Below are 25,658 nucleotides of genomic sequence, written 5' to 3'. Positions count from 1 at the left end.
AAATTTTTAGCTTAGATATATACGACCAAACTCTTAAATCAAAATTCAACCGAATTGGTCGGCAGTCTTTTTGTGAGCTTGTTTCCTATTTTTTGAACGAATCTGTATATGTTTATAGCGGAGATTTGTCTGAAAAATCAGAAGAAATACTAACCAAAATTGGCGAAGCATCTGAAGATCTTTTGTCTCAGCTTAGACACTCACCGTTGGTAAATATTCACGCCGCTTCAAATAGGTTTGATTTTTATACAAAAATTCGAATTAGGCGCTCACGCTCTGAGCAGACCATCCTCGCTCTGTTCAATAGAGATACGGCTGACGCGCTTTTGGCTGAAGAGTCTTCCGAAGTGATTGAGATTGTTGCCGGGATTACAAGGCTCAACATAAACACAGGAAATGGTCGCCTGGAAATTATTGACGAACGCGAAACTGTAGCCTTTGGGTTTGATAGTGAATATAGGTTTATGAATGTTTCTGGAAAGAAAGTATTTTCAGAAAATTTAAATCACAACAACGGTCTAGAAAAAGATCGCTGGGAGTATCTCAGGCTTAATGTGTCTCCTGTAAGGCTTAGAAACGGGAAGGTTGTAAAATATATAGTCAGAGGGTTTTGAGCTATGGTGAATAGATACATTTTTTTCGCTGCTATAGCTGTTTTTCTTGTCGGTGCCTTATATTCTGTAAATTTTTTTTATTTCTTCGGCGGAGCGCTGTCAAATGATGGTGCGAATTGGGATCAGTTTGGCGACTATTTTGGTGGCGTTTTAAATCCGATTCTTAGCTTTATTTCAATATTTCTTGTTGTTAGGTCTTTGGTTCTGCAGAGCGAAGCAAATCAGGCTGGAGAAAGAGGCGAAAGAATTAGGGCGTTTGAGTCATTGTTTTTTAACATGATTGATCGTCAATCGGCTGGTTTTAGCGATTTTTCAATAAGAAGCAAAGGAAGAGTTCTAACTGCATCAGAAGCGGTAAGGTTTATAGAGGGTGAAATAGAAAGAATATCTTCGAATAGCATTGAAGAAATACCAAACGCAATAAAATTTTACGATGACGGTGATGAGATATTTAAGCTTTCTAGAATGTTTTATGTGTCAGAAAAAATAGTTCACGAAAAATTATCTGATGAAAATGGATTTTCAAAAAAAGACAGAGAGATGTATTACAACGTTCTTATAAACATGTCTGATTTTGCGCTCCTTAGATTAATCATGATTAGTATGAGATTTTTGTCTTATAAGTCTTCTGATTTTTTAAGAAACAATTCTGAGTTGGTGTTTGTGATGAATGGTCTCGGTTTGGATTACAAAATGTACGGGGAGATGCCGTAAATTTTCACCGCGCAAAAAGGGGGCACCGCGTACGGCGGGGTCGTACCGCGTACGGCGGGGTGGCTGAAGCGGCCCGATTCGTAGGGTGCGGTGCCAACCCCACCGGTTGTTCCCCCGTACGTGACCGCGTGCGATGTTCCGGTTGGCGGAGTTTGCACTCCGCCCTACGCCTGTCGCCTTTTTTTGCGTTTTGTTATTCGTGACCGAACCGATGTTTTCGGCGATCGCGTAAGGTGGCGTCCGGTTCGTAGGGTGGGGTGCAAACCCCACCGGATGTTTCCCCCTGCACGTGACTACGCGGTGTTCCGGGTGGTGGAGTTTCACTCCACCCTACGCCTATCCCCTGTCGCCTTGTTTTCGCGTTTTGTTATTCGTGGCCGATGTTGTCGGTGAGGCTGATATTGCCCCAATCGGCTGGGTAGGTGCCGGCGGCTAGGTGGTGGTGGAAGCTGGAATGGGGCCAGTCGATCACGCGGGCTACATGCCCGTGTTTCACCGGGTTGAAATGTACGTAATCCATGTGCGCCTGAAAGTCTTTTTCGTCGCGGATCAGGTGTTCCCAATACCGGCGCTGCCAGATGGCGCGCTCCTGCCGCTTGCGGCGGGTGGCGCTGCGCCATTCGGTTTTCGGGATGGCGAATGAAAACTCCTGCTTGATGCGCATCCAGCGGGTGGCGAAATCGGCGTCGCCTTCGGGCAATTCGAGGATGCAATGCAGGTGATCGGGCAAGACGACGAAGGCGTGGATGTGGAACGGATATCGCTGGCGCACCTTGCGCACGGCGGCACGCAGGCTGTCGATGTGGCGCACGAGTAAATCATTGCCCCGCCGTTCAAGCAGCGTGACGGTGAAAAAATAGGTGCCGCCTGGGCGCCAGATGCGTCGGTATTCGGGCATGGCGGGAGTGTGCCGCAGCCTGCGTGGCGAATCCGGAATCGTGCCCGCGAGTGTTGTCGCCGACGACGGGGATTCGTAGGGTGGGGTGCCAACCCAACCTGATGTTTCGCCCGTGCGTGACGGCGTGCGTTGATCCGGGTGGCGGTGTTTTCACTCCGCCCTACGCCGTTCTACAAGTTACTACGTCATTGATTGTTGAGGCTGCTGATGTGCTACGGCCTGGATTGTCGGAAGGCGCTGCGCTTTTCCGACCTGCGCGGCTGCCCTTGACTGACTATGTTGCCCAAAGCCGCGATAAAGCCAGCCGCAACGCAGCGATCTGCGTGGCCTGGGCCAGCGGTGATGACACACAACAGGAAATCGCCGCAGCTTTCGGAATGCATTACGCAAGCATCATCCGGATCGTGACCGCGTCTGAAATGCTTTAATTCAAGATCTGACTCTGCCACGTGTAGTGACCCGACTTCTTCGGTCCTCCGACATTGACGATTGACCTCTGCATGCCTCCTCGTTCGCCTTCACGCAGATTGCTGCATCTTGTGCTTCTCGCTGCCTTGCCACTTGACGCCTGGGACGGTCCGCGAACGACTTGGCCTTCCACGATTGCCCTGATCGTCCTCATGGCTGCGCTGCTCGGTATCCGGATGGTATGGCGACGCTTTACCGGGAAGGAGGGCGAAGAGCGTGAGGCGCGCGAGCGGCCTCTCAAGCCGTCACCCGCAGGCGCGTTGGCTGTCATCGTGCTCGGTGCTGGCGGCAGCATCCTCGGCCTGGTGGCCCACCTTCTCGGCCAGGCGGGCGGCATGCTGGCGATCCTGAGCAGCGTGCTTCCCTATGCCATCGGGATTCTGTGTCTTGGCCTCTACCTGGCATTCAGGGCTCGTTAAGGTTGCGCAGCTCAGCTCAGCTTTTGAATGGCCCTGTGCTCGACCTCGCTCCCCGGATATCGGCAGTCCGTCGCCAGGTGAAGCTCGCCGGCGCTTCCTTGCCGCGAGCATCCGGCGTCCGCGCGGCCAGGATCCGCCTGGTGGGCAGTTGAGCAGGCAATGGGAATGCTCAGCTGCTGGATTCCGGAGGCCGAAGCAAATAAGGGGAAGCCTGATCCCCTGCGCTTTGCGCGTTCTTATTTCTGAAGCGTGCAGCGCGCTTTGAGGGCGCTCTCTGTTTTCGTGCCGCAGCCGGTATTGCCGCGCCTGATGTAGATATCCAGCGCACAGGTTTGTGATTGCGCGGGCGTGCTGCTTGTCCAGTAGTCTCCTTCCCAGCCTTTGCTCTTCATGCAGGCCTGATAGTTCTCGTTTGCCTCATTTTCGTCCGGAAAATAATCGCCGGTCAGCGTTCCGCCGCAGGCTTTTATTTCTTTCTGGATTTCAGCCTCCGTTGGCAGACGGGCGCCTTTGCCTGCGCAATAGGCGCTGGCTGCGTTCCAGTTCATTTTCTCCGTCGCCTCTGCAAGCCATTGCGGTTCTGCCGCCAGGCCGAGCGTGCTGAACAGCGCCAGGCCCAGAGAAACCAGGCGAGGAAGAGTGACAGACGACTTATGTTTCATGGCAGGTAGTTCTCCGTGTTGAGGTCATGACAGCTGCGTGTTCCCACGTTTTTTCAAGCGTGGTCGGGCGCGACGTCGAGGGCATTCCCTGTGGAAGCGATCTTCGATGCGCCCACCCAAGGGATGGATAGCCGGTGTGAGGCATGAAGGCAAGCTCGTCCCCCGGGTGCCTCGCGCCAGGTCGCAGGGCAGCACTCTGGCGGGGCCTCCTCCCTTCCGGGGACGACCTCAATGAATCTTCGCCAGAAGGCGGGGTGGGGCGAGCCGCTTTGCGTTCCACCCCGGGGGTATCCGGGGCGCGTGCCACGCCCGCCTTGCTCTTGCTGCGCAGAGTGGCCGATGCGCCCGGAGCGCGAGCTTTCATCCGGAGGTGTTCCGCGCCGCTCGCAGCTGCCACACTGTCGGCTTCTTCAGTCGAAACGAAATGGAAACGTCATGGAAGCCATCCATCTGCTGGTGCTGATCGAAACTCAGCCGGGCAAGCGGGCGATTCAGATCGAGGCCTTTGAAGCGCTCAGGCCGCTGGTGCTGGCCGAGCCGGGCTGCATCCAATATGAGCTCTTCAGTGATGACGAGGATGAAAACCGGTTCATCCTCGTTGAAAAGTGGGCGTCCCGCGAAGCGCTTGTCGCGCATGGCAAAACGGCGCACATGGTCGCGGCGGTGGCGAGGAACCCTGGCTTCCGCGCGAAACCGGCAAGCGTCATCAGGATGAGTCCGGTCGGCAACTGATCCGCTCACACCACGCGCTTCGCGCACGCGGCCGTGGCGGCTTCGCCTGCCGCCTTGATTCAGGAAGGTGGGCGCGGGATGGTGCGCTCAGGCGCTGCGGCCAGCCCCCGGGTGACTCGCCGGAAGCGCCCGGCTTCGCTGGCAGCGGGTTCAGAGATCGGCATCAATCACTGGATCGCTCAACCATTCGCTGATCAGCTCAACCGTTTTTTCGATGAGCGCGTCGACGGATCGGCAGGTCGTGACGCCACGCCCCGATGTGGTGTGCGAATGGAAGCTGCCGACGAGCAGCTTGCCGTCACGCAATTCGCCCGACATGTTCATCCACTTGGGGCCGGAGAAGCCACCGCCGCCGAGCGCATGAACGTTGTTCACGCGCAAGATCAGGCGCCGCCCGCTGTACTGCTCGATGTCGATGCTTCGCGCTTCGAGCCGGGCACGCGAGGGCCTGTCGCTTTCATTGAAGGCCTTGACCAGGCGTGTGACCAGCGCCGTCTGGAATTGGCAGTCATCGCGCACGGTGTCGTTGATGGCGTCGGCATGAGCGATCAGCACCTCAGTCGCCACGACAATGGGTTCATCGGGGTGGAGGCCGGTACAGCCTTCCGCGCAGGTCGGCAGCCGCGTTTGCGACATCCATTCGCCAGCGCTTTCGCCAAGCGATGCGCCGATCCCGTTGAGGGTGGAGCAGGCGGTCTGGCTCTCGGTGAAGGAGGCGTCTTCCTCGAAGTCGCGCGTGGCGAGGAGTTTGCCACCTTCGCTGACGTTTGCCCGCATGCGCACGGTGTATCGGCTCTTTCGCGAAGAGCGCTCGAGTTCGAACCCGATCACCTGGATGGAGAGCCGGGTGTCGCCGGCTGTTGGCGTTCCGCTCAGGGGGATGAGGGCCCCTCCGGAATGGGCCAGGGCGGCTTTGACGATGGCGGGCTCCCAGACGCAGGCCGCGTTCTCAGACCGCACCGCGGGCAGATAGGTGATCGTGTCCTCGACCTGGACCGCGCCGCAAGCGGCGCTGACCGTGAAGACGCCGATGATCAGGATCAGGAAATGACGGAGCAGGGACATGGCGCTTGAGCCTGAAGTTCATTGATGGAGAGAGCGTGCGATCCGGACAATGACCATGACAAATGCAAGGATTGGCTGGCCGAGCGATTGCAGCCGACCGGCTGGCCGGCATCAATGCCTGTGACGAGCAGCGCTGCGTGATCCAATGCCGCCAACCGGCGGGTTTTCCGGATATGCGCAGATCATACCCGGACTGCTGCCGCCGTTCCGGATCATCACGTATCCGCGGCAAGACGGCCACCGCAGCACCATGCGCCAGCCGCCTCAGCCTGAATGCCGGTTTGCGCTGCCAGCCTTGACCAGCGGAACAATCTCGGCCGGCACGACGGGCCTGGAGAAGTAGTAGCCCTGTACCTGGTCGCAGCCGATGTCCTTGAGCTTCTGCAGCTGTTCAGGCGTTTCCACGCCTTCGGCGACGACCTGCATTGAGAGCGCGTGACCGATCCGGACGATGCCGTTGACCAGCTTGAAGGCTTCTTCGCTGTCGAGCGCGGAGACGAATGAGCGGTCGATCTTCAGCACATGGAATCTGAAGCGGGCGAGGTAGGAGAGGGAGGAATAGCCGGTGCCGAAATCGTCGAGCGAGATTCGGATGCCGAATTCCGACAACTCCTGAAGCGCGAGGATGCCGGAGTTGATGTCGCTGATCATCACGCTCTCGGTCACCTCCAGCTCGACGCGCTCGGGCTTGCAGCCGGCCGCGCGGACTTCGCGCTTCATGAAGGCCGCAAAGCCTTCGGTGAGGAAATGCGGGGCGGAGACGTTGATGGCGATGGCCAGATCCAGGCCGGATTCATCCAGCCATCGTTTCTGCTGGGCCAGCGCGGATTTGATGACCCAGTTCTCGATCTCGACGATTTGCCCGTGGCGCTCCGCGATGGGGATGAAGCGATCCGGCGGCACCGGGCCGAATTTTGCACTGTGCCACCTGAGCAGGGTTTCGACCTTGCCGGGCCGGCCGCTGCGGGTGTCGACGATCGGCTGATAGACCAGCGAGAGTTCGTTCGCGGTGATGGCGTTCTGGAGCTCGGCCCCGAGCCTGATTTCGTCTTCGCAGATTTTCTTGTCGAAGACCGAATAGTTCTTGCCGAAGTAATTGATCAGCTGGTTGATTTCGTTGGCGACGAGCCCGAATTCGTTATTGATGGCCGGAATCCTGATGCCCAGGTCGAATTCCTTTTTCACCTTCATCAGCGCGAGCTTGATGGTTTCTGCGGAATTCCGGATTTCGTCCTCCATCATTTTCGAGTGACGGAAGGTGATCAGGATCCGGATGACCATCGCGACCAGCACCGAGGCGAAGAGGGTCACGATCCAGAAGCGCAGGCGGTTCTGTCTGGCGGCGAGTTCGTTCTTGAGATAGGCCAGGTGAGAGTCGATCGCGAGCACCGAATCGCCGGATTGATTCATGTACTCCCACCTCAGGTAATTCTTGGCGGCGGATTCGTCGTAGTACTCGGCGTTGCGGACGACGATGAGGTGGCGCTTCCAGGTTTCGTAGATCGACAGCTTGTCTTTCTCGTACAGGAGTTGTTCCGCCTCTTTTCTGGGCAGCACGCTGTAATTGTCCAGCTGGCTTTCAAGCTCGTCGAAGCTCTTGAAGGATCTTTCCTTGTGAACGACGACCCGGCTGCGGTCATCTTCCAGCGTGATGTAGAGCGCGTGCGTCCTGAGCCGGAGGATCTGGGATTCGATCTTGCGCAGCGCGTCGATCTTCGGGATCAGTTCTTCCCGGATCACGAGGTATTCCCCGTGGAAGAAGTTGATGATCAGCAGCACCGAGCCGCTGATCGTCAGGGTCAGGGCGACCACGAACCACTTCATCCGGGTGATGCGTGCGGTGAGGTTGTTTGCGTTTCCCTGCATGGTTTCAGTGCTTGGAGTCCTGGGCTTCTCGTGCCGGGAAGCATCCGCCCGGGGACTTTCGGTCGATCTCGAACTGTCCGGATCGGGCAGTCTGATGTGTTCAAGTGCCCGGCTTCGTCACTTCAACGGCTCAAGAGGCCCGGGCCTGAAGCTGCGCTTGCAGCATGCTGCGTGCGGCGCCCGGCCGCGCGGCTCCTGACGATGCGCGGTTCCGGCGGGCCGTCCGGCAGGCTGCTTCCCGGATCGTACTAGCAGGTTTGATGCCGGGTCTCGCCCGGCGTGGTGCCGGTGGGCGACTCCGCGGGCCGGCCCCGTCCTGTGCTGCTCAGTTTCCCGTCCGCACCAGGCGCACGCCGAGCGGGTCCGAGCGGTAGCAGAGCTGGGTATAGCCCTGGATGAAGCCCGTCGTCCGGTGTAGCAAGGCGAAACATCGGCGGCCCGGTACCAGCCATAGCAGGTGTAGCCGCACACCCCGGTGGTCTCCACATCGGGGAAGTCGCGGGTGTGGATCTGCGGTGCAGTGCAGGCACAGCGCCGGGCGTGGCCACGAGACTCAGGCGTCGGCGAGAGGTTCGGAGATTTCGATCAGATTCAGGTCAGGGTCGCGCAGGTAGATCGAGCGCAGGCGATGCGTGGCGCCGGTTCGGGCGACCGGCCCCTCGAGGATGGTTCCGCCTGCGGCGGTGATGCGGGCGATGGCTTCATCCAGCGGAATGGTTGCAATGAAGCACAGGTCGAGCGAGCCGGGCACCGGCAGATGGGCCTTGGGCTCGAACTCGCTGCCGCGCACATGCAGATTGATTTTCTGCTGGCCGAATTTCAGCGCCAGTCGCCCCTGGCCGAAGGTCTCCAGTTGCATGCCCAGCACGTCGGTATAGAAGCGGATGGTCGCTTCCGGATTCGTGCAGGTGAGGACGAGGTGGTCCAGATGATCGATCATGGCAGGCACTCCGTGAGGCGGGTGAAAGGGCGTCGCGCGGGTCGTCGGCCTAGCCGGCCAGCGCCACCAGCAGCAAGGCCACCGCAGCCGGCAGCCCCTGCACGAAGAGGATCTTCCGGCCGACCGTGGCCGCGCCGAAGATGCCTGCGGTAAGCACGCAGCCGAGGAAGAAGCAGCGCACCGCGCTGCCCTCCGCCCCCAGCCACAGGCCCCAGAACAAGCCGGCGGCGAGAAAGCCGTTGTAGAGCCCCTGATTGGCCGCCAGCACGCGCGAGGCCGTGGCGAACTCCTCGCTGAGGCGGAAGGTCTTCCTGCCCAGTGGCCGGGTCCAGAAAAACATTTCCAGGATCAGGATCCAGCTCTGCAGGAGCGCGATCAGCAGGGTGGCGAGGCTGGCGGCGGTCTGCATGGGCTCAGCCTGCGGCGTCGACCGCGGTGGTGATGCAGATGGCGATCGGCTGCGCCAGCAACGGCGTGATCTTTTCCTTCAGCGTCTGGAAGTGGGCCGACTGGGCGTGCACGGCCAGGGCTGCCTGATCGGCATAGGTCTCGAAAAACTGGAAGCAGGCCTCGCCCTGTACCGACTTGAAAAGGTCATAGCGCAGGCAGCCGGGCTCCTGGCGCGAGGCCGTGACGGCTTCCCGCAGGATGGCTTCGGCGGCGTCCATCTGGTCGGCTTTCGGGGTGACGCTGGCAAACACGTGAATGCTCATGGTCTTGCTTTCGGAGAGGGTCTGGAAGGAAGGGGGCGCGAAGCTGCGTCCGGCGGAAGCGGTCAGACGCCGAGACGGCAGACTCGCCCTAGTGGCGCACTTTACCCCGCCGGGCGGATCTGCGCTCGGGCGAGCGGAGGGGGCGGGAAACCGGGCGCTCAGGATTGTGCCAACGCGTTGCGGTGCAGGCGTCCGGATTGCGGCTTGCCGGACTCTTCATCGCAGCCGTCTGATTGGCGCGGATAGCGGTTTCGCACGGCCAGGACCTGCGCGGGGGCGCCCGCCGCTTGTCCGGCTCATGCAGAAGTCATCGGCTGGGCGGATCACCGCATGCTGCTGCGCGTGATGCGGGCCTGCAGGGGAAACAGACCCGGGCGCCACTCGGGAGGGCGGCGTGTGCGATCCGCCCTGCGCCCGGGTGCGTGCTCAGCGCTGGTGCGCCTTGCCCCAGCCCCAGGAGGCGAGTGGGGTGAAGGCCAGCAGCATGGCGAGCACCGAGACCAGGCCTACATAGTGCGCGCCGGCGAGCGGGTCTTTCTGCAGCCAGAGCTGGGTGAGCACCGGGGTGAGGCCGCCGAAGATGGCGTAGGCCACGTTGTAGGCAAACGACAGGCCGGAGTAGCGGATGGCGGGCGGGAAGGCGCGCACCCCGACGATCGCCATGGTGGCGATGGCGCCCACGAAGAAGCCCATCAGCGCGTAGTTGAACACCAGCTCGCCGTAGCTTACGCCGCCGGGCAGGGCGGTGAAGAAGTGGTAGGCGGAAAGTGCCAGGCCGCCCCAGGAAACGAGCAGCGTGAGGCGCATGCCGATGCGGTCGCCCAGCCAGCCGAAGGCGCCGCAGCCCAGCACCAGCATCAGCGTGCCGACGCAGTTGGCTTCCAGCGCGTCGGCAGGTGCAATGTGATACATCTTCTGCAGCAGCGTGGGCGTCATCAGGATCAGCACCACCACGGCGGTGGAGAGGCCCCAGGTGTAGGCACCGGTGAGCGCGCAGGCGCCGCGGTGCTCGCGCAGCACGGTCTTCACCGGCATTTCCTCGGCCAGCGCACGCTTGGCAGCCAGTTCGCGGAACACCGGGGTTTCCGACAGGAAACGGCGCAGATACACGGAAATGAAGCCGAACAGGCCACCGAGGATGAAGGGGACGCGCCAGGCGTAGGCGGCGATTTCGTCAGCGGCGAAGCTGCGGTTGATGGCAATCGCGATCAGCGAGCCGAGCAGGATGCCGCCGCAGATGCCGGCGGTCAGCGCGCCCACGGCGAAACCGGAATGGCGGGGCGGCACGTGTTCGGACACGAAGACCCATGCGCCCGGCATTTCGCCGCCGATGGCCGCTCCCTGCAGCACGCGCATGGCGAGCAGCAGCAAGGGCGCGGCGACGCCGATGGCCTCGTAGGTGGGCAGCAGGCCGATGACCAGCGTGGGGGCGGCCATCAGGAAGATGGAGAGCGTGAACATCTGCTTGCGGCCGAGCTTGTCGCCGTAGTGGGCGATGATGATGCCCCCTAAGGGGCGCGCCAGATAGCCGGCGGCGAAGATGCCCAGGGTCTGCAGCTGGATCATCCAGTCCGGCAGCGTGGAGGGGAAGAACAGGTGGCCGAGCGTGGCCGAGAAGAAGACGAAGATGACGAAATCGTAGAATTCGAGCGTGCCGCCGAGAGCGGAGAGCGAAAGCGTCTTGTAATCCTCGCGGCCCAGGGCGCGCGAGGGCGCGGAAGCAGAGTCTTGGGTGTTCATGGTGTTTGATTCGGATGGGCGCCAGACCGGGAGCATGGTGGGGGCTGCAGCAGGACGGGGGTGGGGCCTGGGCTGCAGTTGCCGCGATCTTGTGGAACATGCCGAACGGGGGCTGACCGGGCGTGGCGCAAAATCCGGCGGTCAGCTGCGCGGCTGACCGGGTAGCCGGCCGCGAGGGCGGAATTCTAGGCTTTTTGGTCCGGCCCTGGCAATTTCGGGACGCTCCCGCCCGCCACCGGCCCTGGCGCTTGACGAAGCGCTGCGCCCGGCAAACCATGCCTCACCCCATCCTCTTTCGTCATGACATGGCAGACACTCCGGAACTCGTTTTGTACGGTGCGGCGGCCTCCGGCTCGGTTGCGGTCGAGGCCGCGCTCACGCTGCTGGAGATTCCCTTTCGCGTGATCGAAGGCGCAACCTGGGCCTCGGAGGTGGCGCGCCAGCAGGTCGGCGAAGCCAATGCGATGCGCCAGATCCCGACCCTGCTGCTCGCCGACGGCAGCATGCTGACCGAGAGCGCCGCGATTCTGATCCATCTGGCCGATACGCATCCGGATGCGGGGCTCGCCCCCGCAGTGGGTGACCCGGCACGCGCGCAGTTCCTGCGCTGGATGGTGTTCGTCTCGTCGGCGATCTACGCCCTGCACTGGATCAAGCCCGACGTGCGCCGCATCGGCGCGCCGACCGGCGCGCGTGAGGCGGTCGTGCAGGCGGTGCATGAGCGCATCGCCTTCTGCTGGCGCACGATGGACGCCCAGCTCAAGCCGGGCCGCTATCTGTTGGGCGACTCGCTCACCGTGCTCGATCTGTATGTGGCGGTGGTCTCACGCTTCGGGCCGTGGCGCGAGCGCTTCCATCAGGAGGCGCCGCGCATGAGCCCGGCGATCCTGCGCGTCGATGAAGACCCGCGCCTGCGCGAACTCTGGGCGCGGCGGTTTCCGGCGGACTGATGCCGAGGGCATGAAGGCGGCGCTGGCTGAGCAGCGGCGCCTCTGCGTAACGCGTCAGACCCGCTGACGCTTTGAGACGGCATCCGGATGGCGCGGCGGCCACCCGGATGCCGCGTGCTCAGCGCTTGGGGCTCTGCAGTTCGCGCACCAGGCTGCCGGCCTGATAGACCTTGTCCAGCGCTTCGAGGATCGCGGCCGGGTGCACGGCGACGGCGCGTTCGGTGTCTTCGGCGTACTGGTAGTAGTTGCCCAGCGAGGCGGGGTTGCCGTCGAAGATCAGGCCGACCAGATCGCCGGCACGATTCACGATGGGCGAGCCGGAGTTGCCGCCCACGATGTCGGCCGTCAGCACATAGTTGAAGGGCGTGTCGGGGTTCAGCGTCGTGCGGGCCTTGCGCCAGCTTGGCGTCACATTGAAGGGGGCGACTTCGTCGAAGCTCGCGGCGCGATCGAAGAGGCCGCCGATGGTGGTCTTCCAGGGATGGGCCACGCCGGCGCTGGCGTAGCCCTTCACTTCGCCGTAGGAGAAGCGCAGCGTGCCGGTGGCGTCAGGCGCCACGCTGCTGCCATAGGCGGCATAGCGGGCCTGCTCGATGCGGGCGGCGGCGCGGCCGATCGGGCCGGCGACCTGGTCTTCGGCGAAGTGGCGGGATTCGCGCACGAAGGGTTCGAGCCTGCGGGCGAGCACCAGCATCGGGTCATTCGACGCGTCAATCGCATCGGGGCCGGCTTCGATCAGGCGGCGTCGCTCTGCGGCCTGATCCAGCTTCGTGCCGGCGATGGCCTGCTCCAGCGCGGCGGCGCCTTCACCTTCAAAGGCCTTCACGAAGGGGTGGCCGGCGCCCAGCAGCTCGCGCGCTTCGGCGAGGCGGTCGAGCAGCAGCACGCGATCGAGTTCGCGATATGCCGGGCTGTCGGCCAGCAGGCGGGCCTGGGTTCGCGGCAGGCTTGCCTGGCGGAATTCGGGCAGGCGCTCGGCTTCGGGCAGGCGGGTTTCATGCGCCCATTGCACCAGGGTGCCGGCCCGGGCGAGCAGGTTCGGGCCGCGGAAATCCGAGACCCAGTCGAGCTTGGCGCGGGCGCTCTGGCGTGCGACCACGGCGGAGATGTCGGCCCACGGATCGCCCTTGACCTTGCCGGCCGCCCTGGCGCGCAGGTCGCTCTCCTGAGCGGCCTTGCGTTCCAGGAAACCCGTCTTGCTGAGCGCGGCCTGAGCGCCGCTGAGGCTCTTGTACCAGTTCTGCAGGCCGAAGAGCTCGTCCTTGGACTGGCGTTCTGCTTCCGGCGAGCGCTTGCCATAGGCCAGCACGACGTCGATGCGGCGCTGGGCGCCGGCCAGCGCGAGCGGGTTCTGCACATCACGCAACTCGCGCAGCTGGGCTTCGGTCATCAGGCGTTGCGTGGCCCCCGGGTGACCTGCCACGAAGAGCGGCTCGCCCGGCTTCGGGCCGGCCGGGTCGATGTGCAGCCAGTGCGCCGGGCGCACCGGTTTGCCGTCGCGATAGAGGCGCACCAGACCCACGTCGAGCGCGAAGCGCGGATAGACGAAGTTGTCCGGGTCGCCGCCGTAGAAGCCCGCCTGGTATTCCGGCGCGAAAACCAGACGTACATCGTCATAGCGATCGCTGCGGTAGAGGTTCCAGACCGCGCCCTGGTAGAGCGACACCACGCGGCACTGGCCGGTGGCCCCTGCAGCCTGCTGGCATTCCTGCTCGATAGCGGTGATGGCGGCGCGGCGGGCCGAGGCCTGGCCGGCTTCGTCCTTTGCGTTGTCTTCCGCCGCACGGATGCGGGCGGTGACATCTTCGATGCCAGTCAGCACGCTCGCTTCGCCGCCGGGGCAACGGAGCTCTTCTTCGCGGCTGCGCGCCACGAAGCCCTTGGCGACGATGTCTTTCTCCGGCGTGGCGAGCCGGCTGGCGCAGCCCAGCACCACATGATGGTTGGTGAGCGCGAGTCCGTCGGGCGACACGAAGGAAGCCGAAGCGCCGAAGTTCACGGCCGCGCCCTGCAGGGCGGCGAGCCAGGCGGCGTCCGGCGCGAAACCGTACTGCTTGCCGAGGGCTTCGACCGGCGGACGATCAAAGGTCCACAGGCCTTCGGCGGCGTGGGCGGAGAGGCAGGGGAGCAGCGCGAGCAGGACTGCGCGAAGGGGGCGGGATCTGAGCATGCGGACCTTCCTGTCTGGCAGCGCCGACGGCATCGGGAGACGCGGCCCGGGCGCAGCGAAAGCCTTCGACTTTATACGTTTCGCATGATCCGGCAAGCCGCCCTCGCGGCATGAATGACATCATCCTGCCGCGATGACAGGGCGCGCCCTGCCGCTGCGCCATGCGGTCAGGACTTGACCGGCCTGCTTGCCGGCCGTCAGGATCCTGTCCGCGCAGCGCGTCTCCGGCGCCTTCATCGCCGGCGTGTCTGCAGAGGAGCCCGTCATGAGCAATCCGGAACAGAGCCGCGCAGCATTCGCCGAGGCGGCGATCAGCGCCTACCTGGCGCGGCAGCCTTTCGCGGCGGATAGGATCGAAGGCATTCACCAGTGGTGGATTGACTGGCAGGGGCAGATTGAATCCATCGAGCTGACCGCCCAGGCGCTGGAGCGCCTGAAGGCGGCCGGTGTGGTTGAGTGCATGCCGTTTGGCCACACGCGCATCTGGCGGGCGGCACGACGGGCCTGAGCCGTGGTGCGCCCGGACAGGCCGGATCTGAACGAGGGAATCATGGTGGAAGAAGCAATCCGGATCGAAGCCGCCCGTGAGTCGGATGCCGATGGCATTCGATTGCTGATGGAAGCCAACCTGGCCGCAAACGGGGGCTCGCTGTCGGCGGATCTTTCTCGCGGGCAGATCCTGGCGCTGATGCGCGAGCTGCCGATGGTGGTGGCGCGCCAGGGCGAGCGGATCGCGGGCTTCCTGCTGACCAGCAGCATCGAGTCAGGCAGGGCGATTCCGATTCTGCAAGCCATGCTGGCCGCCTATGCCGGCGGGCCGGATGCGTATGTCTATGGCCCGGTCTGCGTGGCGGCAGACTTGCGCGGGCAGGGCGTCGCACAGGCGATGTTCGAGGCGCTGCTGCGCCTGCTGCCGGGGCGCGAGGGCGTGCTCTTCGTGCGTGCCGACAATGAGCCTTCCTTGCGGGCGCACGCGCGCATGGGCATGCGTGAAGTGGCGCGCTTCGATTACCGCGACACCGCGCATGTGGTGTTCGCCTATCGCGGCTGAGCCGGGCTGCGTCTGCCTGGGCTGATTCAGCCGGGCTGGCTGGAGCCGCGCACGATCAGCTCGCCGCGCATCACGATGCGGCGCATGGCCTGTTTGGGCTCGGCGATACGGGCCAGCAGCAGTTCGATGGCGCTGCGGCCGATGTCCGCCGTGGGCTGGGCGATGACGGTGAGGGCCGGGCTGGTGATGCGCGTCCAGGCCATGTCGTCGAAGCCTGCGATGATGACGTCATCAGGCCAGCGCAGGCCGCGCTCGCGCAGGCCTTCGATCAGGCCGAGCAGGATCAGGCCGCTGCTGGCGACGATGGCGTCGGGCAGCGCGGATTGCGTGTCCAGCCAGGCGAGCAGGGCCTGGCGGGCGTCTTCGGTGGTCGGCCGGATCGGCACCGGCACCGGTTCCAGCCCGGCGTCAGCCAGTGCGCTGCGGTAGCCGGCCAGGCGCTGGCTGCCGGTGGCGCTCGCCGCGCCGTAGAAAAAGGCAATGCGGCGGCAGCCCCGGTCGAGCAGGTGCCGGGCGAGGCGCTGGGCAGCGTCCGGATTGTCGAGCACGACCGCGTCGGCATGCGTGTCGGGATTGCTGCGGTCGACCAGCACCAGCGGAAAGCTGAAGTCCTCCGGCCGGAAGCGCGAGAGCAGCTGCAGCGTGGGGGAGAGGATCACGCCGGCGACATTCTCGTCGCGCATCATGTCGAGGTAGAAGCGCTCCTTGGCCGGATCTTCGTCGGCATTGCAGAGCAGTACCCGCATGCCGCGTGCATAGGCGACGTCCTCGATGGCGCGGCTCACATCGGTGAAATAGGGGTTGCGGATATCGGAAACGATCAGGCCCAGCGTGTCGGTCTTGCCCGAGCGCAGCCGCCGCGCGGCCAGATCCGGGTGGTAGTCGAGCGCCTTGACCGAGGCGAGCACCCGCTCCCGGGCCGACTCGCTGACGCTGCCTTGCCCGGCCAGCACGCGTGACACCGTGGCCACCGACACCCCGGCATGCTTTGCAACATCAGAAATCCTGGCCATCTCTCACCACAAGACTGAGAACGTTTTCACGAAGTCCAACCGGAATCCGGCCCGCCGCAGGCGCGGCCGCAAGCCAGGCTGCGCCTTGCAGGCACGACGATTGCCGCAATCTACGCCGGGGAACGGGGTTTCCGGTCAGGAAGAAATTCTATATCAATCCGATTAATTGACACATAAAATGTAATCGATTACAAATAAGCAAGCAAATCCGTCGGACCCGTGTCATGGAAATCATCGTTCCCGCCTGTATTGCCATCGCCGCTCCCGTGACTTCGAAGGAGGCGGCCATCCGCCTGGCCGGCGAGCTCCTGGTCAAGGCCGGCTACATCGCCGCGCCCTATGTCGAGAGCTTTCTGAAGCGCGAGGCGGTGTCGAACACCTTCCTCGGCAGCGGGGTCGCGATCCCGCACGGCATGATCGAAGACCGGCATCATGTGCTGGGTACCGGCATCGCCGTGGTGCAGGTCCCGCAGGGCGTGCGCTGGAAGGATGACAACGCGGCGCGGCTCGTGGTGGCGATTGCCGCGCAGTCCGACGAGCACATTGCCATCCTGCGCCGGCTGACCCGGCTGATGCAGCAGGAAGGCGCCATCGAGGCCCTGGCGACCACGTCCGAGCCCGGTCGCATCATCTCGGCGCTGACCGATACGCCCTTCGTGCCGGCCGCGCAGGCGGCACCCTGGCCGGCGGACGCGAGCCTGGAACTGAGCCTGGATTATCCGAATGGCCTGCACGCCCGGCCGGCCACGCAGTGGGTCGAGACTGCCAGGCGGCATGCCTGTGACATCCGCGTGATCAAGGACAACGATGCGGCCGACGCCAAGGCGCTCACCGCGCTGCTGGGTCTGGGCATCACCCGTGGCAGCCGCATCGTGCTGGCGGCGCGCGGCGCGGGTGCGGAGCTGGCCGTGAAGGATCTGGCGGAAACCGTGACCCGGCTGAGCGCCGAGGAGTTGGCCGATGCCGAGCGCGCACGTGTGGCGGCAGCACAGGCAAAAGCCAACGCGCCGACCTGGAGGCCGCAGGGTGCGGCCCGCTTGCAGCAGGGCGTGTCGGCCAGCCCTGGCCTGGCGGTGGGCAAGCTGGTCCGCCATGAAAACCATGTGCTGGAAGTCGTGGATACGAGCCGCGGTGCGATCGCCGAAGGCGAGGCGCTGGAAGCCGCGCTGGGCAAGGTCGCTGTCGAACTCGCCGCGCTGGAGGCCGAAACACGCGAGCGGCTGGGTGCCGGGGAAGCTGCGATCTTTGCGGCGCAACGCGAGCTGCTGGCCGACCCCGGCCTGATGCGCGCCGCGATCGGCGAGATCATGCGCGGCCACGGCGCGGCCTGGGCCTGGAAGAAGATCCTGAGTGCCCGTGTCGATCAGCAGCGTCAGCTGCAGGATGCCTTGCTCGCCGCTCGCGCGCTCGACCTGCAGGACGCCGGCGAGCGGGTGCTGGCCACGCTGCTGGGGCTTGAGCGCCGCGCAGTGCTGCTGCGCGAGCCCAGCATCCTGATCGCCGAAGACCTGACGCCTTCCGACACCCTGCAGCTCGACATGCGCTATGTGGTGGGCCTCGCGATCAGCAGCGGCGGCCCCACTTCGCATACCGCGATTCTCGCCCGCACGCTGGGCCTGCCGGCGCTGGTCGCGGCCGGCCCTTCGCTGCTGGCGCTCTCGGCCGGGCAGGAGGCCGTGATCGACGGCAATGCCGGCTGCCTGTATCTGAAATGCTCCCCTGCGGATCTGGAGTCCGCCCGGCTGGCTGTGCGCGCCTACACGGCCCGCCGCGATGCGATGCGGGCAACGCGTGACCAGCCGGCGGTGACGCCGGACGGTCATCGCGTCGGCGTCTTTGCCAATGTGGCCAATGCGCGCCAGGCCGCCGAAGCGGTGGAAGCCGGCGCCGAAGGCGTGGGCCTGATGCGTACCGAATTCCTCTTCCTGGAGCGGGATACCGCGCCGGGCGAAGACGAGCAGTACATCGTCTATCGCGACACCATCGCGGCGCTGGCCGGCCGCCCGTTGATCATCCGCACGCTGGACATCGGCGGCGACAAGCAGGTGAGCTACCTCGATCTGCCGAAGGAAGAAAACCCCTTCCTTGGCGTGCGTGGCGCACGCCTGCTGCTGGCCCGCCCCGAGCTGCTGCACACCCAGCTGCGCGCGCTCTACCGTGCGGCGGCCCATGGCCCGCTGCAGATCATGTTTCCGATGATTACCGATCTGGCCGAAGTCGAGATGCTGCGTGCAGAGTGCGAACTGGTGCGCAAGCAGCTGGGCGCGCCTGCCGTGCCGCTGGGCATCATGGTGGAAGTGCCGGCGGTGGCGGTGATGGCGGACCGTTTCGCGAAGGTGGTCGACTTCTTCTCCATCGGCACGAATGACCTCACGCAATATGTGCTGGCCATGGATCGCCAGCATCCGCAACTCGCCGCCCAGGCTGATCCGCTGCATCCGGCGGTGCTCGCCCTGATCGGCATGACGGCGCGTGCGGCGAATGCAGCAGGCATACACGCCGGGGTGTGTGGGGGCCTCGCCGGCGACCCGCTGGGCGCGCGCATCCTGACCGGTCTGGGCGTGCATGAGCTGTCGATGAGCGCGCAGGACGTGGCCGCGGTGAAAACCGCGATCCGCGCCGAGCCGCTCAGCGCGATGCAGGCGCTGGCCGAGCGGGCGCTGGCTGCCGGCAGCGCGGCCGAGGTGAGGGCATTGTGAGCGCGGCCGGCATGACTCCTAGCCCCCGCTGCCGCGTGCTGTGCGTGGCGCTCAATCCGGCGATCGATCAGACGATCACCGTGCCCGGCTTTCAGTCCGGCACGGTCAACCGCGCCGCGTCCTCGCGCCAGGATGCTGGCGGCAAGGGCGTGAACGTGGCTTCCTGCCTGGCCGATTACGGCGTGCCGACAGCCGTGGCCGCACTGCTGGGCCGGGAGAATCCGGCGCTGTTCCAGACGCTCTTCGAGGCGAAGCAGATCGCTGATTACAGCCTTTATCTCGACGGTGCCACACGCACCAACATCAAGCTGGTGGATCCGGAGCAGGGCGACACCACCGACGTGAATCTGCCCGGCCCGGCATTCGACGCCGCCAGCGTGGAGTCCTGCATCGCGCGCCTCCTGACCGCGATCACGAAGCAGGCCGATGCGCTCGAGTGGCTGGTGCTCTCGGGCAGCCTGCCGCCCGGCTGGCCGGTAGACGTCTATGCCATTTTCATCCGGCTCGCACGCGAGCTGGGCCTGCGCGTGCTGCTCGATACCAGTGGTGCCCCTTTCGCTGCCGCGCTGGCCGCGGGGCCGGATCTGGTCAAGCCGAATCGCGACGAACTCGCGGCGCACCTGGGCCGCCCGCTGCCGGATCTCGCCGCCACGCTCGCGGGCGCCCGCGAGCTGCTCGCAACGCACGCCGGGATCGCCCGCGTGGTGGTGTCGATGGGCAGCGAAGGCGCGGTGTTCGTTTCGCGCGACAAGGCCGTTCTGGCGCAGCCGCTGAAGGTGGCGGTGACGAGTTCGGTCGGCGCCGGCGACGCGATGGTCGCCGGTCTGGTCGCCGCCGCGCTGGCCTCCCTGCCGCTGGGCAATACCGCGCGTCTCGCCACCGCATTTGCCGCGGGCAAGCTCCAGCGCCCCGGCCCCCATCTGCCTGCGGCTGCCGAAGTACAGGCGCTGGCACAACAGGTCGGTCTTGTTCCCCTGAACAACCCGCCGGAATAACAAGCACTTCATCCGCAAAGGAGACTGACATGGCAAACATCGTTGCGATCACCTCGTGCCCGACGGGGATCGCTCACACTTTCATGGCGGCCGAGGGCCTGGAGCAGGGGGCCGGCAAGCTGGGCCACGGCATCAAGGTCGAGACCCAGGGCTCGGTGGGCGCGCAGAACACCCTGACCGATGCCGACATCGCGGCAGCCGAGATCGTCGTGATCGCGGCCGATACCTCGGTGGATCTCGCGCGCTTCGAAGGCAAGCGCGTTTATGAAACCAGTACCAAGGACGCGATCAATGACGGCGCCGCGGTGATCCAGACCGCGTTCGAGCGCGCAGCCATCAAGGGTGCGGCGCCGCTTGCCGCTGCGGCCGCACCGGCGAAGGCTGCGTCTGATCAGTTGCTGGACGCCAAGGCCCAGAGCAGCGCCTCGCGCACCGGCTTCTACAAGCATCTGATGACCGGTGTGTCCTTCATGATTCCCTTCGTGGTCGTGGGTGGCCTGCTGATTGCGCTGGGCTTCGCCCTGGGCGGCATCTATGCCTATGACGACGCGCACAAGGGCACACTCGCCGGCAATCTGTTCTGGATCGGCAAGGCCGCGTTCCAGCTGATGGTGCCGGTGCTGGCGGGCTACATCGCCTTCTCGATTTCGGACCGGCCCGGCATCGCGCCGGGCATGGTCGCCGGCGTGATTGCCGACACGGTCGGTGCGGGTTTTCTGGGCGGCATCATCGGTGGCTTCATCGCCGGCTACACGGTCCGCGGCCTGAACCAGACCATCACGCTGCCGCGCACCTTTGACGGCCTCAAGCCGGTGCTGATCCTGCCGCTCTTCGGCGCGGCGATCACCGGCCTGCTGATGTACTTCGTGATTGCGAGCCCGGTGGCGGCCGCGCTGGCGAGTCTGTCGGAGATGCTCAAGTCGATGCAGGGCAGCAGCGCGATCCTGCTCGGCGCGCTGCTGGGCGGCATGATGGCCTTCGACATGGGCGGCCCGGTCAACAAGGCGGCCTACACCTTCGGCACCGGCTTGCTCGCAAGCCAGGTGTTCGAGCCGATGGCGGCGGTGATGGCCGGCGGCATGACCCCGCCGCTGGGCATCGCACTGGCCACCCTGCTGTTCCGCAACCGCTTCTCGGCAGACGAACGCGAAGCCGGCAAGGCCGCGGCGGCGCTGGGCATTTCCTTCATCACCGAAGGCGCGATTCCCTTTGCCGCCAAAGACCCCTTCCGTGTGATTCCGGCGCTGATGCTGGGCTCGGCCGTGGCCGGTGCGATCTCGATGTATGTGGGCGTGCAGCTGCATGTGCCGCACGGCGGCATCTTCGTGCTGCCGATGCCGAACGTGGTCTCGCATGTCATGGCCTATGCCTTCGCGATTGCGGTGGGCACGGTGCTGACCGCCCTGGCGCTGTTCGCGCTGAAGAAGCCGGTCAAGGCCTGAGTCTCCAGGCGGTATCAAGCAAACAGGCGGCCTGCGGGCCGCCTGTTTTCGTTTGGGCGCTGCGGAGGTCCTCGCCTCCCGGCGGCCCCTGACGCATCGCCCGGCGAGGCTGCGGATTCGCCGATCAAACCGGGCGCGGATGGGCGCGCGGCCATGAACGCTGCGGTTCCGGGGCCGGCGTTTGCGCGCTTCCTGATCCGCGCGCGATGCTCTCCTTGCCGGCAGGAGTCGGGCTCATGGCCCCCGCATGCCGGTACGCCCGTGTGAGCTCAGGGCTGCTCCCGGTCGCCCGGCACCGGCCGCAGCCGGTGCTGCCGCCTGCCGCGCGCCCCCCCCGCGGATTGAACCTTGCGGACTTTCCATTGTCATGTCCCTGCCCTTGGCTCCGGTTGCCCCGTGGACGATTTTCGCCGGATTTTCCGGCGGCTGATCTGCTGCCCGGTTTCTGAGTCGCCCTTTTTTTATTCTCGTGCAGCCCGGGGTGATCGAATGATCCGGGGCCGGATTTTGATTTCATTTTTATCCGGTTTCATGTGAAAGATGCCGGTTATGACCTGATTTTCCGGATGGAAATAATAATTTCCTGTTTATGAATTCAAGTCCGGCATGCCGGATTCCATACGCATGCGAATGCTTTGGAATAAACGAAAGTGATAATTTGTGGAATGCCACAAACCGGACAAATGCAACAAGCATTAAATCGCCGTAAACGAAAAAATCGCAAAATCTGTCACGTCCTGGTGTTGGTAGCCGTTTGCATTCCCGCTTCCAGCGTAGCAACATCAAATCACCCCGACCCCTTGAGGAGAGCCCCATGCCCTGCAATCTGTTTGTTGTCGTCGAACTCAATGACGGGAAAAAGGAAACCTTTTCGATTCCCGTGAATATGGACAGCGCAATTTACGAGAAAAAAAGAATGCAGGAGTTATTCAAAAGCAATTACGTCATATTTTCGACCGACGACGATATTCTTGCCTATCCCTCCACTTCGATCCGGAGTATCCGGATGTCGAAATTCCTGAATTCCATTGAATCAAAGGAAATAGACACATTCCTGCCTCTCTCGTCATTCAAGAACGTGCATCAACATTGACGGCGGAGGTGATGTCATGCAACAGATCAATGGCTTCCAGTCGGACAGCGTTTTCGGCAGTTTCTTCTCCGGCGGGGTCCTGTCCCTCTTCTATCAGCTGGGGGTGTCACCGCCCGCGCCGCAGGATGTGTTCGTGGTCCGCTATGTGTGCGACATCGTGTCGGTCGAGATCACCCGCTGGAAAACCGGCGCGGTGGAAACGGCCAGGTTCCTTCGCCAGGGCGAAGGTTTCGAGCAGTTGAGACCTTTTGATCCGAAGAGCATGCCCAAGGGCAATCGCAACTTCCTGATCCGGAAACTCTATGCCAGCGATCTGAGCCAGAAGGAGATCGCGGACCTCATGAAGGTGACGCAGCAGACCGTATCGAATGTCTGCAAGCCGGACACGCCGCCGCTGCCGATCAGCCTGCGCAGCAGCCAGGGCAGCCATTGAGCATGGCACGCGCTGCGGTCGCTTCGCTTCTTCCCGGGCCGGGATCCCTGCAGGCATGACGCATCTGATGACAGGCATGAGTGCGCTCGCATTCGGCACGGTGGCCGCGCTGGCGATCCGGGCCGGGAAAGCGGACGGGCTGAAGGCGCTCACCGCGGGCCTGCTGCTGAAGTCCGCAGGCCACTTCCTGCTGGCCGGGCTGGGGGAGGATTGGCCACGCCTGGCCGTGGTGGCCAGCGGCTGCTCCGAAGCGCTGTTCTTCTCCTGCCTCATGCTGGCAGTGGCTGGTCTTCGGCAGGAGCGCCCCGGCGTGTTCTGGATCGGCTATCCGGTGGCGGCCGTCGGCCTGGTTCATCTCATCTTGCCGGGGCTGCCCGGGCTGCTCGTCGAGCATGCGGTGCTGATCCTTCAGGGACGCGTCCTGCTGCATGTATTGATTCGCCACGCCGCGCGGCGGCGCGGCAGGGGGCACTACCTTGTCATGGCCGGTGTGAGTCTGAACGTGCTGCTGGTTGCGGTCCGCGGGACGCTGGGCTTCAAGGGCTGGATGGAAGGGAGCGCTGCGGTGAGTGATCTTTCCCTGCTTCAGGACATCGGTTCGCTGGGACTCGTCTGCCTGTGTCTGATCGTCAGCGGCTTCCTGCTCTGTGCGCGCGAAGCGGCAGAGGAGCAAGCCCGTCGCGACGTGGATTCCGATCCGCTGACCGGCTGCCTGAGCCGGCCGAAGATTCTGGAGCGGGCGCTGGGCGAGACGCGGCGCTGGCAGCGCTACGGACAGGCGTTTTCGCTGGTGGTGATCGACCTCGACCACTTCCGCGCGATCAATGACACGCGTGGCCATGCCGGCGGCGACGAGATCCTGCGCGAATTTGCGCAGCGGCTCCGGCAGGGCATCCGCGAAACCGATGTACTGGGTCGTTGGGGGAACGACGAGTTCGTGCTGGTGCTGCCGGCAACTACCGCTGCCGAGGCCTGTCTGCTGGCGGAGCGGATTCGCGATGCCATCGTGGGGCGTCCGCTCTGCGGCCTGCGGGTGACGGCCAGCATCGGGGTGACGGCCTGCCGGCCCGGGGAGAGTTTCTATGAGTGCTTCCTGCGTGCCGATCTGGCGGCTTTTCGCGCCCGCACACAGGGGCCGGGGAGGGTGGTGCTGGCCGACGAGGCCAATGATCCGGCCGGGGTGCCGGCGGCAGGCTGAAGCGCGCGGCGCCCGCCCGTGCGGCCTTTCCGGCGCTCCGTCGCCGCGTGCGGCCGGTCGTCGGTCATGCTCTTGTGGCGGATCTCTCATGCGTCGAGCATATGTCCGCAAAGATGTCGCGCCTTCCTCGGGAGGGCTCGATCAGAAGCTTTCACGCACCCGGGAGACCCGACTTGAAGACACCCCTGAAATACATCGCGCTGGCGACGGCACTGATGCTGTCGGTTGGCGCACAGGCCGCCTCGACGCCCTTCCAGATCACCGACAACATGATGCCCGGCTGGAACCTCGGCAATGCGCTCGACTCCATCGGCGGCGAGACCAACTGGGGCAACCCGAAGACCACCCAGGCCATGATCGATGCAGTGGCCAAGGCCGGCTTCAAGACCATCCGCGTGCCGGTGTCCTGGGACGACTATGTCAGCGGCTCTGGCTACACGATCAGCACGACCTGGCTCAATCGCGTGGAGGAAGTGGTCAATTACGGCCTCAAGAACAACCTCTATGTGATCATCAACGTGCATCACACCCAGAATGGCTGGCTCAACACCACCTCGGCCAACGAGGCGGCTGCCAAGGATCGCTTGAGCAAGTACTGGCAGCAGATCGCGACGCGCTTCAAGGGCTATGGCGACAAGCTGATCTTCGAAACCATGAACGAGCCGCGCAACGGTGACGACTGGTGGGGTACGGCCGAGACCTTCTCGGTGATCAACAGTCTCAACAAGGCTGCGCTGACAACCATCCGCGCGACCGGTGGCAACAACGCCACGCGTCTGGTGATGCTGCCGACCTATGCGGCTTCGGCCTATGACTGGCAGCTCGATTCCTACACGCTGCCGTCCGACTCGATGATCGCCGTCTCGGTGCACGGCTATCTGCCTTTCGCCTTCGCGATGGAAGTGCCAGGCACCTCGACCTTTACCGACACCGCCGCCATCGATGGCCTCTTCTCGCGCATCAACACGCGCTATGTGGCCAAGGGCATTCCGGTGGTGATGGGCGAGTGGGCGACGACGGACAAGAACAACCTCTCCGAGCGCATCAAGCACGCCGAGTACTACATGAAGGCGGCTGCCAAGGCCCGCGTGCCGGCAGTGGTGTGGGACAACAACGTGTTCTACACCAATAGCGGCACCACCGACGTGATGGGCCTGCTCAACCGCAGTACGATCACCTGGGCCTATCCGGAGCTGATGACGTCCATCATGCGTGGTGCTTCGACCTGGTCGTGGAGCAGCTCGTCGTCCTCTTCATCATCGGCGGCGTCCTCGGCTGTATCGTCAGCCGCCTCGTCTTCGTCGAGCAAGTCTTCCTCGTCTGCCAGCAGTTCGGCTGCCGCATCGAGCTCCGCCGCATCGAGCAAGTCGAGTGCTTCCTCGAGCGTGGCAAGCTCCTCATCGAGCAAGTCGAGCAGTGCTTCGAGTGCCAGCAGCGCTTCGTCGAGCAAGGCGTCGTCGTCCAGCTCGGCCGCGAGCAGCTCCAGTGCCGCGAGTTCCGCGGCCGGTGGCGTGACCGCCAGCTATGTCATCAACAACGACTGGGGCGCGGGCTATTGCGCCAACATCACGGTGCGCAACGGTACATCGGCCGCGGTGACCTGGAACGCCAGCCTCACAGTGAGCGGCAAGGTGAATCAGCTGTGGAATGCCACCTGGTCGCAGAGCGGCAGCATGCTGGCTCTGAGCGGCGCGGGCTGGAACAACACGCTGGCTGCCGGGGCGAGCGCCGGTTCGATCGGCTTCTGTGCCACCCGCTGAGCGCAGCAGTCTACGCCACGGAT

Annotated in this window: 23 protein-coding genes; 13 read left to right on the top strand and 10 right to left on the bottom strand. The window is 63.9% G+C overall.

All coding sequences use genetic code 11. The features are described from left to right. The first annotated feature begins 92 nt into the window (after positions 1-92). Both ABDB87_RS02060 and ABDB87_RS02055 read left to right on the top strand, forming a co-directional pair. Entirely contained in the window at positions 93-614 is a 522-nt protein-coding gene (locus tag ABDB87_RS02060) for a hypothetical protein (RefSeq protein WP_345923655.1), read from the top strand. 3 nt (positions 615-617) lie between these two features. After that, positions 618-1,328, top strand: coding sequence for a hypothetical protein (locus tag ABDB87_RS02055; protein ID WP_345923652.1), 711 nt, complete (start codon positions 618-620; stop codon positions 1,326-1,328). A 367-nt stretch (positions 1,329-1,695) separates the two neighbouring features. On the opposite strand, the gene ABDB87_RS02050 is transcribed toward ABDB87_RS02055, so the two are convergent. Further along, a complete protein-coding gene (locus ABDB87_RS02050) occupies positions 1,696-2,226 on the bottom strand; it encodes an REP-associated tyrosine transposase (protein WP_345923650.1) in 531 nt (176 codons plus the stop codon). A gap of 500 nt (positions 2,227-2,726) precedes the next feature. On the opposite strand from ABDB87_RS02050, the gene ABDB87_RS02045 reads away from it, so the two are divergent. After that, entirely contained in the window at positions 2,727-3,113 is a 387-nt protein-coding gene (locus tag ABDB87_RS02045) for a hypothetical protein (protein ID WP_345923648.1), read from the top strand. Between the two features lie 236 nt (positions 3,114-3,349). On the opposite strand, the gene ABDB87_RS02040 is transcribed toward ABDB87_RS02045, so the two are convergent. Beyond that, positions 3,350-3,775, bottom strand: a complete 426-nt coding sequence (locus ABDB87_RS02040; RefSeq protein WP_345923646.1) for an SUMF1/EgtB/PvdO family nonheme iron enzyme — start codon at positions 3,773-3,775, stop codon at positions 3,350-3,352. A 339-nt stretch (positions 3,776-4,114) separates the two neighbouring features. Between ABDB87_RS02040 and ABDB87_RS02035 the strand changes: the two genes are divergently transcribed. After that, on the top strand, positions 4,115-4,507 hold the full coding sequence (locus tag ABDB87_RS02035; protein ID WP_345923644.1) for a putative quinol monooxygenase: 393 nt from the start codon (positions 4,115-4,117) through the stop codon (positions 4,505-4,507). A gap of 150 nt (positions 4,508-4,657) precedes the next feature. Here the strand turns inward: ABDB87_RS02035 and ABDB87_RS02030 are convergent, their stop codons facing one another. From ABDB87_RS02030 to ABDB87_RS02005, 6 genes are all read right to left on the bottom strand, one after another. Further along, positions 4,658-5,572 carry a hypothetical protein gene (locus tag ABDB87_RS02030; RefSeq protein WP_345923642.1) on the bottom strand — a complete coding sequence of 305 codons (915 nt, stop codon included), beginning with the start codon at positions 5,570-5,572 and terminating at the stop codon, positions 4,658-4,660. A 264-nt stretch (positions 5,573-5,836) separates the two neighbouring features. Further along, positions 5,837-7,438, bottom strand: a complete 1,602-nt coding sequence (locus ABDB87_RS02025) for a putative bifunctional diguanylate cyclase/phosphodiesterase (RefSeq protein ID WP_345923640.1) — start codon at positions 7,436-7,438, stop codon at positions 5,837-5,839. Positions 7,439-7,991: 553 nt separating this feature from the next. Continuing rightward, positions 7,992-8,378 (bottom strand): VOC family protein, encoded by a 387-nt coding sequence (locus ABDB87_RS02020; protein WP_345923638.1) that lies wholly within the window; start codon positions 8,376-8,378, stop codon positions 7,992-7,994. A 49-nt stretch (positions 8,379-8,427) separates the two neighbouring features. Next, positions 8,428-8,787: a DUF1304 domain-containing protein gene (locus ABDB87_RS02015; RefSeq protein WP_345923636.1), complete on the bottom strand. Its 360-nt coding sequence runs from the start codon at positions 8,785-8,787 to the stop codon at positions 8,428-8,430. Positions 8,788-8,791: 4 nt separating this feature from the next. Continuing rightward, complete coding sequence (locus ABDB87_RS02010) at positions 8,792-9,091, bottom strand: putative quinol monooxygenase (protein WP_345923634.1); 300 nt, start codon at positions 9,089-9,091, stop codon at positions 8,792-8,794. 426 nt (positions 9,092-9,517) lie between these two features. Beyond that, entirely contained in the window at positions 9,518-10,831 is a 1,314-nt protein-coding gene (locus ABDB87_RS02005; RefSeq protein ID WP_345923632.1) for an MFS transporter, read from the bottom strand. A gap of 275 nt (positions 10,832-11,106) precedes the next feature. On the opposite strand from ABDB87_RS02005, the gene ABDB87_RS02000 reads away from it, so the two are divergent. Continuing rightward, positions 11,107-11,781, top strand: coding sequence for a glutathione S-transferase family protein (locus ABDB87_RS02000; protein WP_345923630.1), 675 nt, complete (start codon positions 11,107-11,109; stop codon positions 11,779-11,781). 118 nt (positions 11,782-11,899) lie between these two features. Here the strand turns inward: ABDB87_RS02000 and ABDB87_RS01995 are convergent, their stop codons facing one another. Then, entirely contained in the window at positions 11,900-13,951 is a 2,052-nt protein-coding gene (locus ABDB87_RS01995) for a S46 family peptidase (protein ID WP_345923628.1), read from the bottom strand. Between the two features lie 265 nt (positions 13,952-14,216). Here ABDB87_RS01995 and ABDB87_RS01990 point away from each other — a divergent pair, with 265 nt between their 5' ends. Together ABDB87_RS01990 and ABDB87_RS01985 are read left to right on the top strand one after the other, a co-directional pair. After that, positions 14,217-14,459: a hypothetical protein gene (locus ABDB87_RS01990; RefSeq protein ID WP_345923626.1), complete on the top strand. Its 243-nt coding sequence runs from the start codon at positions 14,217-14,219 to the stop codon at positions 14,457-14,459. A 42-nt stretch (positions 14,460-14,501) separates the two neighbouring features. Next, positions 14,502-15,002, top strand: coding sequence for a GNAT family N-acetyltransferase (locus tag ABDB87_RS01985; protein ID WP_345923624.1), 501 nt, complete (start codon positions 14,502-14,504; stop codon positions 15,000-15,002). Positions 15,003-15,028: 26 nt separating this feature from the next. Here ABDB87_RS01985 and ABDB87_RS01980 read toward each other — a convergent pair whose 3' ends face one another. Continuing rightward, a complete protein-coding gene (locus ABDB87_RS01980) occupies positions 15,029-16,015 on the bottom strand; it encodes a LacI family DNA-binding transcriptional regulator (RefSeq protein WP_345923622.1) in 987 nt (328 codons plus the stop codon). 224 nt (positions 16,016-16,239) lie between these two features. On the opposite strand from ABDB87_RS01980, the gene ptsP reads away from it, so the two are divergent. The 6 genes from ptsP to ABDB87_RS01950 all read left to right on the top strand — a co-directional run bounded on the left by ptsP (position 16,240) and on the right by ABDB87_RS01950 (position 25,635). Continuing rightward, complete coding sequence (gene ptsP, locus ABDB87_RS01975) at positions 16,240-18,714, top strand: phosphoenolpyruvate--protein phosphotransferase (protein WP_345923620.1); 2,475 nt, start codon at positions 16,240-16,242, stop codon at positions 18,712-18,714. Positions 18,715-18,725: 11 nt separating this feature from the next. Continuing rightward, the gene (gene pfkB / locus ABDB87_RS01970) at positions 18,726-19,709 is read left to right on the top strand and encodes a 1-phosphofructokinase (protein WP_345923618.1); all 984 of its coding nucleotides are present in this window, start codon (positions 18,726-18,728) and stop codon (positions 19,707-19,709) included. Positions 19,710-19,738: 29 nt separating this feature from the next. Continuing rightward, positions 19,739-21,151: a PTS fructose transporter subunit IIC gene (locus tag ABDB87_RS01965; protein ID WP_345923616.1), complete on the top strand. Its 1,413-nt coding sequence runs from the start codon at positions 19,739-19,741 to the stop codon at positions 21,149-21,151. Positions 21,152-22,260: 1,109 nt separating this feature from the next. After that, entirely contained in the window at positions 22,261-22,677 is a 417-nt protein-coding gene (locus tag ABDB87_RS01960; protein WP_345923614.1) for a hypothetical protein, read from the top strand. Positions 22,678-22,753: 76 nt separating this feature from the next. After that, entirely contained in the window at positions 22,754-23,875 is a 1,122-nt protein-coding gene (locus tag ABDB87_RS01955) for a GGDEF domain-containing protein (protein WP_345923612.1), read from the top strand. Between the two features lie 173 nt (positions 23,876-24,048). Next, positions 24,049-25,635, top strand: coding sequence for a cellulase family glycosylhydrolase (locus ABDB87_RS01950; protein WP_345923610.1), 1,587 nt, complete (start codon positions 24,049-24,051; stop codon positions 25,633-25,635). Positions 25,636-25,658: the final 23 nt, after the last annotated feature.

Origin of the sequence: Uliginosibacterium paludis (genome assembly GCF_039631355.1) — a bacterium.
Classification (GTDB): domain Bacteria; phylum Pseudomonadota; class Gammaproteobacteria; order Burkholderiales; family Rhodocyclaceae; genus Uliginosibacterium; species Uliginosibacterium paludis.
The sequence above is the reverse complement of the archived record's forward strand: the minus strand, read 5'-3'. Positions and strand labels throughout refer to the sequence as shown.